Source organism: Leptospira abararensis (assembly GCF_016918735.1).
GTDB lineage: Bacteria > Spirochaetota > Leptospiria > Leptospirales > Leptospiraceae > Leptospira_A > Leptospira_A abararensis.
This window is the reverse complement of sequence record NZ_JAFFPR010000048.1, coordinates 21,099-36,442: the sequence shown is the minus strand read 5'-3', so window position 1 is coordinate 36,442 and position 15,344 is coordinate 21,099. Positions and strand designations below refer to the sequence as shown.

Below are 15,344 nucleotides of genomic sequence, written 5' to 3'. Positions count from 1 at the left end.
TGAATAGACCAATCTGATGGAAAAAACTTCTTACGCGCAAGGGATAGTAGCGAAAATCCTTCCTGAAGGGAAGATTGGAGCGGATAGCCCGGCCACCTGGCGAATGCTAGGTGGATGCGCCCAGAAAACTATTCTAAGAGATAGTTTTTTTAGTTGCTGGATTCATATTTTTCTAGGGAATGAGCCAGAGATTACAATGGCATCAAGTTCTAAAAAAGATTTTATCATTATCGGCTCTCTTCTTTTTTTAAGTGTAGTTCCTAGCATTGCAGGTGGGATTCGATTTTTTCATTTGTTGACTGGTGTTGATTATACGGTGGAAAACCAAAGGTTCTTTAATGATCCAATTCCCGTTTTGATTCATATTGTCGGCGTAATTTTTTTTAGTATTCTGGGTGCCTTTCAGTTTGCCCCAGGGTTTCGAAAAAAACATTTGTTTTGGCACCGAAATTCCGGAAGGTTTCTTGTTTGTATGGGACTTATCTCGGCAATCTCTGGCTTATGGCTGACTCTTGTTTATCCTAGAGTTCCGACTGATGGAGATTGGTTGTTTGGAATTCGTATGATCGTTGGGATTTGGATGACCATATGTTTGTTAGTTGCTTTTGTTTTTGTGCTTCGAAAGAAAATCACACAACATAGTCATTGGATGATTCGTGGTTATGCGATTGGGATGGGCGCAGGCACACAGGTATTTACCCATTTGCCTTGGTTTATTTTGGTAGGAGGAGATCCTTCGGGAGTCCCAAGAGATTTGATGATGGGTGCTGGTTGGTTGATCAATTTTTTATTTGCGGAATGGATCATAAGGAAGAGAAATCAATAGGTAAATTTGTTTGTGCGAATCCTTTGGAATGGAAATGGATTGCCTGAAATTCTTTTTTGATTGACAATATGGTGTATATGCACTATATTGTGTTTTAGGTGGATCGTTAGTGAAATATTCGCATGAAGATTTAAAACAAATTGGGGTATCTTGTTTGAATTTGAGCCTTCGTAGAACCAGTCGGTTGGTTACCAGTTATTATGATTCGATGTTAAAGCCATCTGGACTTAGGATCACACAATTTACTGTTCTTGCTGGTATTGCCTATAAAAAAGACTTGAGTATCACAGATCTTGCAAATCTCACGGATATAGATAGAACCACATTACAAAGAAGTTTAGAAATTCTAAGTCGAGATGATCTGATTAAAATAGAAAAAAAAGAAATCGGAAATGTCCGTAGTATAATCCTCACAAAAAAGGGAGAAACGAAGCTGGCAAAAGCAATTGAACTTTGGAAACAAACACAAGATTTAATTACCGAAAATTTAGGAAAATCGGAATTCAAACAAACTCTAAAAACTTTAGCCGAATTGCGAAATCTCCCCGTCTTATTTTTAGGTTCCGCGGAGGAATGAAGCAAAAGCATTTTATTATTTAAGAGAGTGATGAATTTATAGTGTATATGCACTATAAAAGGAGTGAAACATGGTAGTGATATTGGATGGAGCAAGGACTCCTTTTGGAAAATTTGGAGGAGGGCTAAAAGATTATTCCTCTTCAGAACTTGCAGTGATTACGGCAAAGGAGGCAATTCGTAAAGTTGGATTGAACCCTGAAGATATAGAAGAATCGATCTATGGAAATGTGATCCAAGATGATAAAGACTCTGCCTATTTAGCAAGGCATATTGGGCTAAAGGCAGGACTGAAAGAAAGTTCTAGTGCACTTACTGTCAATAGACTTTGTGGTTCTGGTATGGAGAGTGTGATCATTGGATCACGTAAAATTCTTTCAAGAGAAAACAATCTGATCCTCGCTGGAGGAACAGAGTCGATGAGTAATGCTCCCTTTGTTTTAAAAAATGTACGGTGGGGAAATAAATATGGAAACACCGTTGCTGAAGATCGATTAGCCCAAAGTTTAAACGATTGTTATGTGGATCTGACTATGGGAATGACGGCAGAAAATATTGCAAAACATTTTCAAATTTCTCGTATGGACCAAGATGAATGGGCAGGGATCTCCCAAGTTCGGGCAGAAAGAGCAACAGAGTCTGGCATTTTTTCTGAAGAGATCATTTCTGTGTCTAGTAAAGGCAAAAATAGTCAACTAATTCAAAAGGATGAATTGATTCGAGGAATTTCTTGTGTGGACCAACTAAAGACATTGCCAACTGCATTTTTAAAAGAAGGAAGTATTACAGCTGGTAATTCATCAGGTATCAATGATGGAGCAGCATCTATACTTATAGCGTCTGATAGGTGGTCTCAAGAAAAAAATTTAAAGCCATTAGCAAAAATTGTTGGATACGCGAATGTTGGTTGTGATCCAAAAATGATGGGTCTTGGCCCCGTATTTGCGATTCCGAAAGCACTGCAACATACAGGTATTCAAATTGAAGATGTTGATTTATTCGAAATCAATGAAGCTTATGCCTCGCAAACGCTAGCTGTGATGAGAGAACTTAAATTAAATCCTGCAAAAACAAATGTAAATGGAGGAGCGATTGCCATTGGACATCCGCTCGGTGCTAGTGGAGCTCGCGTGATACTCACCTTGGCTTACGAGTTACGTAGGAAGAATTTGAAATACGGGGTGGCATCTCTTTGCATCGGAGGTGGGCAAGGGATAGCGATTGTATTAGAAAATTCAGCTCAGTGAAATTAGAACAGTGGTTATAAGTTTTGTTTTGAATCAATTTCTAAGGTAAGGAATTTCTTCGTTTTTTTTAGTAAGTTTTGATTTCCATAATAAGAAAGGATATTCGATCAAAATATATAGAATCGTGCAGACTATAAATGTAGAGATAAAAAAAAGGATGATAGCGATCATCATTTGGGAATTGGTGACTATGCCAGTGGTTTTTAGCGAGATTGCCAGAGAACTGAATCCTATCGGAATTAATAGTTGGTTCCATAAATATATGGTATAACTCAAACGAGAGATTGGACGAAGGATAGGGTTACCCAAAAGACTAGAGTAGAAGTTTTTATCTAATAAAGAAACGATCAGGAAAAGTGAGAAAGATATACTAAAAATATTATATGAGAATGTGTTTTTATAGATCTCATATTGAGAGTTCAAAAGATAAATATTTGAAAGATACATCAACGCAGCAATGCTTAAAATAAAATGTTTATATTTTGATAACTTTTCCTTTAACTCTTTTTTGTTTAGAACTTCCATAACTAATATGCCGGCAAGAAGATCATCATAGCGAAAATGAAATTCATGAAATGCAACAATTCTTGGTCCGTTATTTATGGTTGAATAGATTCTGAAGATAAGGGGAAGAATGTAAAGGAAAACTAGGAATGCGAATCTACTTTTTTCTTTCATAGGAAATAAAAAGAATCCGGCAAACATTGGAAAAATTAAGTAGAATTTTTCTTCAACAGATAGTGACCATGCATGGATGTTATAGCTTCTAAAATAATCAGATAAATACACTAAATCATATTTGAAGTTTTGATATGCTGTCTTGATGGCGGCCGCGGGATCTACTATTTGGCCATTTAGTGAAATTTCTCCAGTTTTTTTCATTGCAGCAGTAATTACTAAATAGGTGATAAAAAGATAAAAATAATAAGCGGGGAAAATTCTCAAACTTCGTTTAACGAAAAACATTTTAAAATTGAGTTTAGAATTTTGATTCCATTCTCCCTTTAATCCATTGGAGATCAAATAACCACTCAGTACGAAAAATAGAGAAACTCCTGAATCTAAAGTACGGAAAACTGTAGCCGTTATCGTTTGACCCCAACCCGCAAACTCTAAAGAAGGAGTAACATGAAAAAAAAGAATACTCAATATAGCAAGTGCCCTAAGTCCATTTAAAGAATCAATTTCCCCTTTTTTTTCTATAAAAATAGATTTAATACCATTCCATAAAAACATATAACTGAAGCTTCCTCTGACATATTGGAAATCGTTTTGAATGTTCGTCGAGTGATATTTTGGTTTAAGAATATAGTTTGAAGATTAAAGATTATATTCTTGTTCTTTGTTTCAATGTAACCAGAACTCTATTAGATTATTTGGTAGAATTGTAATTGTTATTAGGTCGATATAGGAAAACTGTAAAATCGAACGTATTTATTTTTAAAGGAATTGTTTATTGTTGGCTTTCCTGGTTTTTTTCTTGTTTTTGGTGATTCAAAATATGAAGATACCAACAGAAATAGTGAAATGCTAAGTATTATCATCCCAACAGATAATGGAGAAAATTCTTTATTTCAAGATTCTCTAGTCGATTTTTGGAACCATCCGGAAATCGAGATCATTTTAGTAAATACATCGGAAGCATTGACTCGAGCAGAGAGACTAAATCTAGGCTTTCACAAATCTAAGGGGGATATGATTCTTTTTCACCACCCTCGTACAAAACTTCCTAAAGAGGCAATTAACCACCTAATCAAGTTAAGTTGCCAAAAAGAAAAAGAAATGATTTGGGGTGGGTTCCAACATCAATTTGATAACAAACATTTTCTTTTACGTTCTATTTCTTGGTATTCTAATGTGGTTCGTGTGAAGTGGAGGGGAATTGTCTATTTAGACCATTGCATTTTTTTTGATCGAAAACTTTGGGCAGAGGACTTGCGCTTAGCATATTTATTTGAAGATACAGAACTAAGTCAAAAATTTAGAAAAACTACATTCCCAGTTCTTTTACCCTATCTTGCCATTACCTCTGCACATCGATTTGAAAAGAAAGGAATCCTCAAACAGTTTTTGCTGAATCAATTGCTGAAACTCGGATATTTTCTAAAACTACCCTCGTCTTTCCTGTTTTCTCTTTACCAAAGATAGAGTTTATTCAACAAATGTGGCATTGAGATCCGTGACAGCATTCAAACTGCTTGTGCCTGTAAAAAGTTGAAGCCCGTATGTGCCAGCGACCGTAAATGTCAGAGTTACTCTAGTAGCAGTCCGAGCTTCATTATAGACTGTCGTCATACTTGGAGAGCCACTGATGGGACAAGTTAGTCTCTGGTTATAGTGAAACGGATTGAATAAATAACCACCAGCCGTATTCAATGGGGTGGTCGTTGAATTTACCGTTAATACTGAGCCTATTTTCGCAATTACGTTCATATATATAATTCCAGTTGTTGGTCTAAAATCAACAGGAGTTGTAATTAGATCATAGATAGAATATCCATTGCAGACACCTGTGGGAGAGTTAGCAGCCGTACCCGAGGTTTTAGGTAAAACAAGTAATGCCAAAATTTCCTTTTCTTGGTCGGAATTTTTTGGGGTACATGAATAAAGAACCGAAAGTAGATAGAGTGGAATAAAGGTATATTTGTTAATTAAAATATTCATAGATGTTTATATATTTATGAATATGGTATTTGTCGCATAACAGTCAAGTCAATAAACATTACATTTGTTAGTTTAATTTAATTTTTTAATTGGATTTGTCGCAATTTTTAGGTTAGAGTATTGTTTTTTTGGGGAAAACGCCAAATAATACTTGTTAATTGATTTTTGGAAACTTTATAAAATATGGTTTTATGCAGAGAGGACTTTGGCCGGAGAAAGTTCCCGTTACCGAGATACCTATAAAATTAAGTATTTTTGTTCTTTCTATGGAAGATTTTTGCAATATAATGAACTTGTTTTCTAGAATCCCGGATTCGAAAATTGACTCTCGGGAATGGTTCTGAAACCATCGTATGATTAAAAATAAGGAAATACTCAAATATGAAGCCGAAACCACACTTGCTCATTCTTTTTTTCTGTTTTAACTTACCTTTGTTTGCAGAGACAAAATCCATTTATGATGTTTGTCAGCCGGAGATTGCTACCTATTGTCAGGGAGTAAAACCTACGAAAGCGAGGATTTTACAATGTTTGAAAGAACGTGGAAAAAATCTTTCCGATGCTTGTGAGGCTGGCCAAAGTGCACTATCTGATGCTATGAAAAGTAAATCACAAGGGTTTTGCAAAGAAGATGTAAGCGAATACTGCCGTTGGATCATCCCTGGTGGTGGTCGCATCTTAAAATGTTTATTTCAAAATGAGGCTTCGATCTCAAACCAATGTAAGGCTGTCTTGAACGAAATTTGACAAGCGTTAGGGATACGAAGGGCTTGGTCTGCCATTTGGCAGACGGGAGCGAAGCGAACCCCGAAGGAGCCCGGCCCTTTTTATCATGAGATGATAATATTACATTTGATCGGGAACGCACACAAGAAGGAATTTTATTTTCCCTCTTGCGATTGGATCACATTGTTTTTTATCATCTACAAATGATAATCTCCATTGGCTTCTGGTTGGTATTTGATGTTGGTAATTTGAAATTGGTTTTCTCCACCGGGAAATTTCCATCGGATTACGTCTCCAATTTTATAACCTAATATAGCCGTTCCTATCGGCGCTAGTACGGAAATTTTGTTTTCGTTGGTGTTTGCGTCTTCCGGAAATACTAAACTAAATTCCTGAAATTCCAATTCCTCCAGATTTTTAAGTTCAATCACTGAGTTCATAGTAACATAGTTAGGTGGAATTGAATGAGAGTCTACTTTTTGGGCTCTTTCTATTTCGCCCAATAGGTCTTTCACATTTGTCTCCACTTTATTTCTTTTTGTACGATCAGAAATCATCATTTTCAGTCGGTCGTAGTCATAATGAGTGAGACAAATTTTATTTTGTGTATTCATTTTAATGCTCCTTTAAATTAGCGTAAACCTTTAGACTATTCATCCGGTGTTAATGTTGTCAAGAAGGATAGTTCCTTTGAACTTTCCCATGTTTAATTCCTCTTGACAAAAAATATAATCCAAATAATGTTGCTATAGCAACAAATGTCAGATTCTTTCGATTTAGAAAATTCCTACGCTTATTTGATATATAGGACAGTTCGATCCTTACGACGTCAGTTCATGAGGTTGGCTTCTACAAATGGGTTGGAATTATTCCCCGAGCAGTGGTTTGTTCTTGTTCGTCTGATGAAACAACCTGGTTGTAGCCAATCGGACTTGGGAAGGGATTTTGATGATAGGCCATCTATGGCACGGGCTCTTCGAAATATGGAGGAAAAAGGTTGGATTAAAATTCAGTCTGATCCAGATGACCGAAGGAAAAATCAGGTATATCCAACTAAAAAAGGTTCAGAGATCTATCAATTAATGGTCGCTGTAGTGACAGAAGAACGAAAACGAATGTTTAAAAAACTTTCGGCCCAAGATTTTAAAACATTCAAACGGATTATTGATCAAATTTATGAAGAATCGATGGATTGATTTTTTTATATATATTGTTGCTATAGCAACAAATTGAGTGTGTCTATGAAAGACTTAGTATTCGGAATTTTAGTGATTTTAGGAGGAATGATGATCACAAACCAAACAAATGCAGAAGGAAATCGGGATTCTTTGGAAAAAGAATTTATTTCAGTTATGAGGAATATTGATGAGAGGAAAGTTGCTGAAGTCGAATCTAAATTCCATGGGGAATATACGGATAGTGTTTATATAAAAGGAAGTGATTCAATTTTCAGTTCCAATAAAACAAATTATATTCAGTCTCTAAAAGAGGGAAAGATCGGCGGCGTGGAGAGAAATGTCCGGGTTCACTCGATCGATTTTTTAGATCGATTTGGATTTGTAAAAGCAGATTTGGAAAGTAAGGTTATGAAATTCCAATCTATGTACACTTTTTATTTGGACCAAAATGAATGGAAACTAATCAAAGCAGTGGTGGTTGCTGAAAAGAAATAAGATTCAATTAAAATCAGTCCAGAAGGTTTTTTAGTGAAAGGGATCAGATCCTTTTCTAAAAACCTCTCTGGATTGTAGTTCTCTCGATCACTTGTCATAAATCCCTCCACACGCAAGAGCTTTAAATTCGTACAATCACTGGCAAAATTACAATTTGTATCGATAGGTATTTTTTTCTTGTCAGGAAACATTGGAAACTGTATTTGTTTCCTAAAGAAACAAAGGATACAGTAAATGTTTCCAAAGCAAATGAGAGAAAACAAACCAAAACCTACCACCATTTGCCTCGCGGCTGTGTTTTTCGCAGTTTTCGCGGCAATAGGGCCACTTTCCGCCAAAGAACCGGTGAAAACCAACACGTTTCGAATGGATGACATTCTGAGGATGGCCTGGGAGAACCAAGTCAGCCTGCAGACACTAAAGTTGCAGTTAAAAACCTCAAACTACGATTGGGAAAAAACAAACGGAGCCTATGCATGGACTGCGGAGGCGAAGGGAACAGCCAAGAATACCACAAACTTCAACCTTCCGCAGTATGCCATCCAAGGAACAAAAATTACGGATAACAGCCTGCAGGCGGGAATTAATAAAAAGTTTAGCACAGGAACCACCTTTGGAATTGCGGTAATTGATAATCGTTATGAAACGAATGCAGGTAAAACACAAAGTTCTAGTGGATTTTCAAGTTTTGCACAACCTTCTTATCATTTTGCCACTGTGGGTATCAATATCAGCCAAGATCTTTTAAAAAACTTTTTTGGATACCAGGATAGGTTGAAATTATCGACTGCTAGGCGGTCATCTTCCATCCAAAGATTAAATACACTGGATTCGTTATCTAAAAGTTTAGTAAATTCACTCATTGAGTTTTGGAATTTGAGTTTGTCTGAAGAAATTTTAGAAACAAACTCCTCCCTTCTTGGAAACGCAAAAATAATTAGGGATATTTATTCTAAAAAAGCAAACTTTGGGTTTGATACCACGGGTGATATCCACCAGTGGAATTCTATTGTTCTTAGTGCGACGAGTGCCGTCAAAAATTCGGAATTAGAAAGGAACAAAAATAGAAGAGATTTACTTGCTTCACTCGGAAAGGAACCGGAGGAAAACTTTTCTTTTTTACCAGTTCTGATTGAAGAACAAATTGCAGTCACTTCAAATTATGAAGAAGAGCTACTCACCGCTCTTGAAAAACGATATGATGTGCGAGCATCACTTTTACAACTTAAAAATTCTGAAGATAATCTGAAGTCAGCAGACAACGGTTTGTTGCCAAAATTTTCAGTAGGTGGGACATATAATTTTAAAAATTATGACCAACAATTTCCTCAAGATTTTTATGGTATCCTTGGGGGAAGGTTCAATCAGAACACTGCAGAGTTCAAATTAGAATATCCGTTAGGAAATGAGATTGCGGAAGCTGAATACAAAAAAGCTGAATCAGAAAAAAGACAAGCACAGTTAGAGTGGGCAGAAGCTCAAAACAAAGTAAGGGCCGATTTATTATCGAAACGAGAAAATTTAACTGTTAGTTATGAACTCTTTTTAGAGGCAAAAAAAAATAAAGAAGAAAGTCGACTTTTTTATGATAAAGCTTTGTCCGCTTTTCGTAATGGAAGGGGCACCTCTCTAGTACTCCGAAATGCAATGGATGCTTATGTTAGATCCCAGTCCAATCATTCACAATCTCTTATCACATACAACATTGCCATAGTTCAATATGAAATTTCCAAAGGTACTTTCTTTGAGAAATATTCTCTAGATCCTGAGCAACTAACATTACTTAACACAGAGGAAATCCAATGAATTTAGCAAAATTATCCATACAAAGGCCTGTATTTATAGCTTGTACCGTAATTCTGATTGTGGTTGTGGGGATTGTGAGTTTTGGAAAACTCGGGGTAGAGAACTTTCCTGACTTAAGTTTCCCAACTATTTCCATCAATGTAAATTATCCTGGAGCTGCTCCCAATGAAATTGAAACCTTGGTCGCCAAACCAATTGAAGATGAACTTTCTACAATTTCTGGATTAAAAAAACTAAGATCTATTTGTAACGAAGGGTCGGTTGTAATTGTGGCTGAGTTTTCTTCGGAGACTGTTATTAGTTATGCGGAACAACAAATTAGAGATAAAGTTGCTTTTGCTAAGAAAAAATTACCAGCAGAAGTAGACGAACCTGTGATCAAACGATTGGATCCAGCAGACCAACCGATTTTAAGTATCTCTATTCAATCCAAATTGGGAGAGAACGAGTTTTATGATTTTGCTTCTGAAACAATCAAACAAAGGTTAATATCTGTTTCCAATGTGGGTTCTGTTGACATCGTCGGAGGAAGGAAAAAAGAAATATGGGTGGAACTAGATCGAAACAAGTTGAAATCAAGGAATTTGTCGGCTAGCCAAGTATCACAAAGGATTGCTGCGGGTGGTGCCAATATTCCTGCAGGAAAGGTCCGAGGTGAACATTCTGATTTATCGTTTCGAACCATCAATGAATACCGAAGTTTTGATGAGATTCGAAATGTTCCCATTAGTTTTTTGAATAACGAAATTCCAATTCAGCTTTCGGATGTAGGTCGGGTTGTAGTTGGATCCGAAGATGTAACCTCCCTTGCTTATTGGAATGGAAAACCGGCACTATTTTTACTAGTTTATAAACAATCAGGATCTAACTCGGTACAGGTAGCAGAAGCAGTAAAAAAGAAAATTGGTGATTTAAAGAAAGAATTTCCTGATGTCACCTTTGATTATTATAATGATTCTTCTAAAGTTGTTAAAGATAATGTTTGGGATGTAGAGGAATCCATTTACATTGGTATTGCACTGACAATTATTGTGGTTTTATTTTTTTTAGGAAGTGTTCGTTCCACTTTGATTACGGGCCTCGCTTTACCAACTTCGCTCCTTGGATCTTTTATCCTGATGAGTTTTGCTGGATTTACGATCAACCAAATGACTTTACTTGCACTTTCTCTTGCGGTAGGACTTTTGATTGATGATGCAATTGTGGTGAGAGAAAATATCCATAGACATAAAGAGATGGGTAAGGATAGCAAACAAGCTGCCCTTGATGGTACAAAAGAAGTCACCCTTGCTGTACTTGCCACTACGTTTGCAATCCTTGCTGTCTTTGGACCGATTGCCTTTATCGATGGAGTGATTGGACAAATTCTGCGTCCTTTCGGACTAACCGTTTGTTTTGCCTTGATCATCTCCTTATACGATGCTTTAACGATTGCACCGATGATGTCGGCTTACTTCGGTGGGGAACATAACCCTAAAGAGCCAGGAAAAATAGAAAGATTCTTATCGATTCCACTTCGTGCTTTTGATCGATTCCAAGAAAAATTAACCAATGGTTATGTGAAAACTCTGGAAGTATCAACCAAACATCCACTATTTGTCTTATCGATTGCTCTCTTTATATTTGTAAGTAGTATATTTGTATCCAAAACATTAAAATCTGAGTTTATCCCTACACAAGATTTAGGACAATTTACAGTCACTTTTGAATTACCACCAGGTTCTAGTGTTGAAGCTACAAAGGCATTGAACGAAGAAGTGAATGCTCTTTTAAGATCGAAAAAGGAAGTCCATTTAACAGCCGGATATGTAAAACAAAATAAAATTGATATCTATGTGGAGTTAGTGCCTACCAAAAAAAGAAAACTCAATACCCCTCAGTTTAAAGAATACATTAGAAAAGAATTATCACCGTATGTTTATGCAAAACCGATAGTAAAGAACTATGATGCAATCGGCGGTGGGCAAAGATCCTTTTCCTTTGTCATCACTGGAAATGATCCAGAGGAAGTGGAATCGTATAGCAAACTTGTCTTTGAAAAAATTAATAAAATTCCTGATCTAACAGATCCTGACATTAGTCTCCGAGAAGGAGCTCCTGAATTCAAAATTGTCCCCAAGGGAGAACAAATTGTAAAGTTGGGTGTTAATCCACAGTCTCTCGGCAGAGAACTAAGAACCATAGTAGAGGGTGATACTTCTGCAGTGTTTAGAGAAAAAAACTTAGAGTATGACATTCGTGTTCGGATGTTAGATGATCAAAGAAACATTGAAAAGAATTTTCACAATGTTTCTGTTCCAAATATCAACGGTTATTTAGTTCCACTTTCTTACGTTACCTCAGGTGTTCCCACAACAGGACCAGCTACGATCCAAAGGCAAAACAGGAATCGTTCGGTAGAAATTTCAGCCGACACCGATCCAAATGGACGAGGCTCTGGGTATGTAATGTCGGAATTACAACGAATCTTAAAAGAGGAACTTCCGACACCTGATGGAATCAAAGTATCATACAGTGGGCAAACAGAAAACTTGGAATCAACGGGAAAGAACATGGCCATCGCACTTGGACTCGGGGTAGTGTTTATTTATCTAGTGCTTGCGTCTTTGTATGAAAGTTTTATGATCCCGATTTCCATTTTGGTAGTGATTCCTTTGGCAATGACAGGCGCTTTTTTGGGACTGTTTCTTACTGGGAAATCAATGGATATATTTGCTAATATTGGAATGATTTTACTTTTCGGATTGGCTACCAAAAATTCGATTCTTCTCATTGATTTTGCCAAAGACTTACAAAATACTGGAGTAGATACGAGGACTGCGCTTATTGAAGCAGGAAGGGCAAGGTTAAGGCCAATCCTTATGACATCGATCGCGCTGATTGCTGGTATGATGCCTGTTGCCATTGGACTTAACGAAGCATCTAAACAGAGAACCAGTATGGGAGTGACTGTGATTGGTGGACTTATTTCTTCTACGATACTTACACTCTATGTGATCCCAGCGGTCTACCAGTACATTACGCGATTGATCAATTTAATGAAAAGAAAGAATGAGTGAGGGTTTAAATTTTGGATCCGGTGCAGATTAGAATTTTAGAAAAAGCAGAAGAACTTTTCGTAAAGTATGGATATTCCAAAACGAAAATGGAAGAGATTGCAAGTTCATTGAAAATCAGTCGTAAAACTTTGTATAAATACTATTCCAATAAACAAGACCTAATGGAATTTTATTTGGAGTATAAACAAAATGAGATTCAGAAGATCATTTTGGAAATTGCAAATGACGAAACTCTTACTGCGGTGCAAAAGTTTTCTAAAATGCACCGATCACTCGTTGAGGAATCTCCGTATGTGATAAATGATTTGTTTATCCGTGAAATCTCAGAAATGTTTCCTGTACAAATGGAACGATTCAGAAAACGAAGAGAAAAAGAAATGCCAGAATCGATTGGAAAAATTTTTAATATGGCAAAAGTGAAAGGAGAACTTCGAGATGGATTTATGCCCGAGGTGGCAGTTCATCTCTTTCTTTCGTCCATTGAAATGCTTCTAAGTAATAAAAACTCTATTACAATTCCATTGAACATTCATGAGTTTCAATTGGAAGTTGTGAATGTTATTTTTTACGGAGTCCTGAAGAGGTGAGTTCCTTGTAACGAAAACAGCTGTCTACATGGTCATTGACAAGTCCACAGGCTTGCATATGGGCATAAATGACCGTGCTTCCTACAAACTTGAATCCACGTTTGATTAGATCCTTACTCAGTGCGTCGGATTCTTTTGTAGTTGCCGGGACTTCTTTTAAACTCTTTCGTTTGTTTTGAATGGGTTTGTGACCAACAAAACTCCAAATATAAAAATCAAAAGAACCAAATTCTTTTTGTATTTCTAAAAATCGTTTTGCATTGTTTACAGCAGCAAAAACTTTCAATCGATTCCGAACAATTGCTGGATTGAGTAGGATGGTCTCTAATTTTTTATCAGTGAACTTTGCTACCTTCATGGGGTCAAAGTTTGCAAATACTTTTCTATAACCTTCTCGTTTCTTTAAGATAGTCGACCAACTGAGTCCGGCTTGGGCGCCTTCTAGAATTAAAAACTCAAAATGAGTTCGGTCATCATGAACGGGAACTCCCCATTCTTCGTCATGGTACTGGATGTATTGGTCAAATTTTAAACACCAGGAACATCGTTCCTTTTCGGCTTGAGTTTTCATTCCGTTGAGATCCATTAGACAAACCAAAGAGATCCATTTTGAAATCAATTGGTTTGGTATCTAACCATAACTTAGGAATTGTACGGAAGTAGTCAATGCAATTGCAATGGGTGTTTCGGCGACAAATGTTAATCAATCTATGTTGGGGTGGTGTAAGAAATAGAGTAAAAAAATTATTGCCTTCCCGTTGTATCCTTTGTTAAACTTACTCTCTACGAAATTGGGACAGTATAAGGAGTAGGTATGAATCGATTCTTAATTCTAAAGTTACTTGTGGTAATTGTAATTTCATTTTCTCCGCTATTAGCGGAAGACTGTGAGGAAAATGATCTCTCCTGCCAAATGCAAGGCAAAGTAGAAACGGCTGAAAATGAGCCGGCGTTAAACCCTGATAAGGTGGAAGATAAAATACATAAACTTTGCACAAAAAAACCAGACAGTAACAAGTGTTTGAAAAATCCTGATTGTTATTGGGATTCTACAGTAAAGGGCGGAAAGTGTAAAGGGAAAGGTCATCCGTAGACGTTCGCCAGGCAGGGAAGTTTGTTAACTAGAAACTCCCTGTTTTACTTTCAAACCTTTCAAAAATGTTTCGATGGCCAAGTCTCTTTCTTTTAGTTTGTCAAAAAGAATTCCATAATGGTTTGTTTTGATTTCTATCCCTTGAGAATTAGGAATTCGTTCCAACATGGATTCAAATGAATCTTTTGGCAATAAATCATCTTTAGGAAATAAATTCATTTCGGTGGCACGAAGGATGAGGGTAGGGATTTGTATTCTTTCGAACTCAATAAATTTGTTTTCTTTGATTTTAGAAATCACCCTTTTGGGATCTTTAATTAAATTTTTGAAGATATTTGTAAAATACATAGAACCTCCCATCTCTTTTAACTCTTCTTCCATCACAAAGCCAGGCATATGGCATACATAACCATCTTTTGTTTTGTGCAGCTCTAATCGAAAGTATTCTTCTATTTCTTTTGACCAACGAGGCACTAGAGGAGAGTTCTGGATTAGTTGTAAATATTCGGATATAGTTGGATAAGTAATGTCCAATCTCTCAAACGATTGTTTTAAAACTTTCAAAACTTGGATTCTTTTGGAAAGAGAGAGAAGGCCTCCGCCATCCATAAGAATCATAGCTTTGGCTACTTCTGGATAGGTAATTACATAACGTAGAGCAATCATACATCCAAATGAATGTGCAAAAAAAATCGGATTTTTGATTTTATAATAAGATAGGATACCACTTAAATCTTTAATATGGTTTTGAAATCCATAACCAGACTCAGGTTTGTCGGATTTACCTCTACCTCGCAAATCATAAGATAAAACCCTAAATCCTAAACGGTTCAATCGTTCCGCTAAAGGTTTCATTGAGTATAAATTTCCTGACAATCCATGCAAACAAACGATTGTTTGTTTTTTTCCTGGCCAAATACCTACTCGGATATGTACCCCATTTGTTGTAATGGATTCTTCTTTGTATTTTTTGAGATTGGTTTTTTTTGCAGGTCTGTTCATCAGATAAACTTTAGAAAAATCAGATTGATAGTAAATGCAATTCGGAAATTGTTTTTATACAGGAGGTGGTGATTCCGTCTTTTTC

16 protein-coding genes are annotated in these 15,344 nt (G+C 36.5%); 11 read left to right on the top strand and 5 right to left on the bottom strand.

The features are described from left to right. Positions 1-196: 196 nt before the first annotated feature. The 3 genes from JWG40_RS13400 (at position 197) to JWG40_RS13390 (ending at position 2,649) form a co-directional block, all read left to right on the top strand. Positions 197-826 carry a DUF2306 domain-containing protein gene (locus JWG40_RS13400; RefSeq protein ID WP_205286299.1) on the top strand — a complete coding sequence of 210 codons (630 nt, stop codon included), beginning with the start codon at positions 197-199 and terminating at the stop codon, positions 824-826. Between the two features lie 109 nt (positions 827-935). Further along, entirely contained in the window at positions 936-1,403 is a 468-nt protein-coding gene (locus tag JWG40_RS13395) for a MarR family winged helix-turn-helix transcriptional regulator (RefSeq protein ID WP_205286298.1), read from the top strand. Positions 1,404-1,473: 70 nt separating this feature from the next. Beyond that, the gene (locus JWG40_RS13390; RefSeq protein WP_205286297.1) at positions 1,474-2,649 is read left to right on the top strand and encodes a thiolase family protein; all 1,176 of its coding nucleotides are present in this window, start codon (positions 1,474-1,476) and stop codon (positions 2,647-2,649) included. Positions 2,650-2,682: 33 nt separating this feature from the next. Here the strand turns inward: JWG40_RS13390 and JWG40_RS13385 are convergent, their stop codons facing one another. After that, positions 2,683-3,885 (bottom strand): acyltransferase family protein, encoded by a 1,203-nt coding sequence (locus JWG40_RS13385; RefSeq protein WP_205286296.1) that lies wholly within the window; start codon positions 3,883-3,885, stop codon positions 2,683-2,685. Positions 3,886-4,176: 291 nt separating this feature from the next. Between JWG40_RS13385 and JWG40_RS13380 the strand changes: the two genes are divergently transcribed. After that, positions 4,177-4,797: a hypothetical protein gene (locus JWG40_RS13380; RefSeq protein WP_205286295.1), complete on the top strand. Its 621-nt coding sequence runs from the start codon at positions 4,177-4,179 to the stop codon at positions 4,795-4,797. Between the two features lie 3 nt (positions 4,798-4,800). On the opposite strand, the gene JWG40_RS13375 is transcribed toward JWG40_RS13380, so the two are convergent. After that, positions 4,801-5,313 (bottom strand): hypothetical protein, encoded by a 513-nt coding sequence (locus JWG40_RS13375; RefSeq protein ID WP_205286294.1) that lies wholly within the window; start codon positions 5,311-5,313, stop codon positions 4,801-4,803. 381 nt (positions 5,314-5,694) lie between these two features. On the opposite strand from JWG40_RS13375, the gene JWG40_RS13370 reads away from it, so the two are divergent. Further along, entirely contained in the window at positions 5,695-6,060 is a 366-nt protein-coding gene (locus tag JWG40_RS13370; protein ID WP_205286293.1) for a cysteine rich repeat-containing protein, read from the top strand. Between the two features lie 176 nt (positions 6,061-6,236). Here the strand turns inward: JWG40_RS13370 and rnk are convergent, their stop codons facing one another. Further along, a complete protein-coding gene (rnk, locus tag JWG40_RS13365) occupies positions 6,237-6,653 on the bottom strand; it encodes a nucleoside diphosphate kinase regulator (protein ID WP_205286292.1) in 417 nt (138 codons plus the stop codon). 144 nt (positions 6,654-6,797) lie between these two features. Here rnk and JWG40_RS13360 point away from each other — a divergent pair, with 144 nt between their 5' ends. The 5 genes from JWG40_RS13360 (at position 6,798) to JWG40_RS13340 (ending at position 13,164) form a co-directional block, all read left to right on the top strand. After that, positions 6,798-7,235, top strand: coding sequence for a MarR family winged helix-turn-helix transcriptional regulator (locus tag JWG40_RS13360; protein ID WP_205286291.1), 438 nt, complete (start codon positions 6,798-6,800; stop codon positions 7,233-7,235). Positions 7,236-7,280: 45 nt separating this feature from the next. Further along, positions 7,281-7,712, top strand: coding sequence for a nuclear transport factor 2 family protein (locus JWG40_RS13355; protein WP_205286290.1), 432 nt, complete (start codon positions 7,281-7,283; stop codon positions 7,710-7,712). 234 nt (positions 7,713-7,946) lie between these two features. Next, complete coding sequence (locus tag JWG40_RS13350; protein ID WP_205286289.1) at positions 7,947-9,518, top strand: TolC family protein; 1,572 nt, start codon at positions 7,947-7,949, stop codon at positions 9,516-9,518. Then, on the top strand, positions 9,515-12,577 hold the full coding sequence (locus JWG40_RS13345; protein WP_205286288.1) for an efflux RND transporter permease subunit: 3,063 nt from the start codon (positions 9,515-9,517) through the stop codon (positions 12,575-12,577). The genes JWG40_RS13350 and JWG40_RS13345 overlap by 4 nt, the downstream gene beginning before the upstream one ends. Positions 12,578-12,597: 20 nt before the next feature. Continuing rightward, positions 12,598-13,164, top strand: coding sequence for a TetR/AcrR family transcriptional regulator (locus JWG40_RS13340; RefSeq protein ID WP_332470755.1), 567 nt, complete (start codon positions 12,598-12,600; stop codon positions 13,162-13,164). Here JWG40_RS13340 and JWG40_RS13335 read toward each other — a convergent pair. After that, positions 13,136-13,735: a DNA-3-methyladenine glycosylase I gene (locus JWG40_RS13335; RefSeq protein ID WP_205286286.1), complete on the bottom strand. Its 600-nt coding sequence runs from the start codon at positions 13,733-13,735 to the stop codon at positions 13,136-13,138. The two genes, JWG40_RS13340 and JWG40_RS13335, sit on opposite strands and share 29 nt — an antisense overlap. Positions 13,736-13,978: 243 nt before the next feature. On the opposite strand from JWG40_RS13335, the gene JWG40_RS13330 reads away from it, so the two are divergent. Further along, positions 13,979-14,257: a hypothetical protein gene (locus JWG40_RS13330; protein ID WP_205286285.1), complete on the top strand. Its 279-nt coding sequence runs from the start codon at positions 13,979-13,981 to the stop codon at positions 14,255-14,257. A 24-nt stretch (positions 14,258-14,281) separates the two neighbouring features. Here JWG40_RS13330 and JWG40_RS13325 read toward each other — a convergent pair whose 3' ends face one another. Then, positions 14,282-15,259, bottom strand: a complete 978-nt coding sequence (locus JWG40_RS13325) for an alpha/beta fold hydrolase (protein WP_205286284.1) — start codon at positions 15,257-15,259, stop codon at positions 14,282-14,284. Positions 15,260-15,344: the final 85 nt, after the last annotated feature.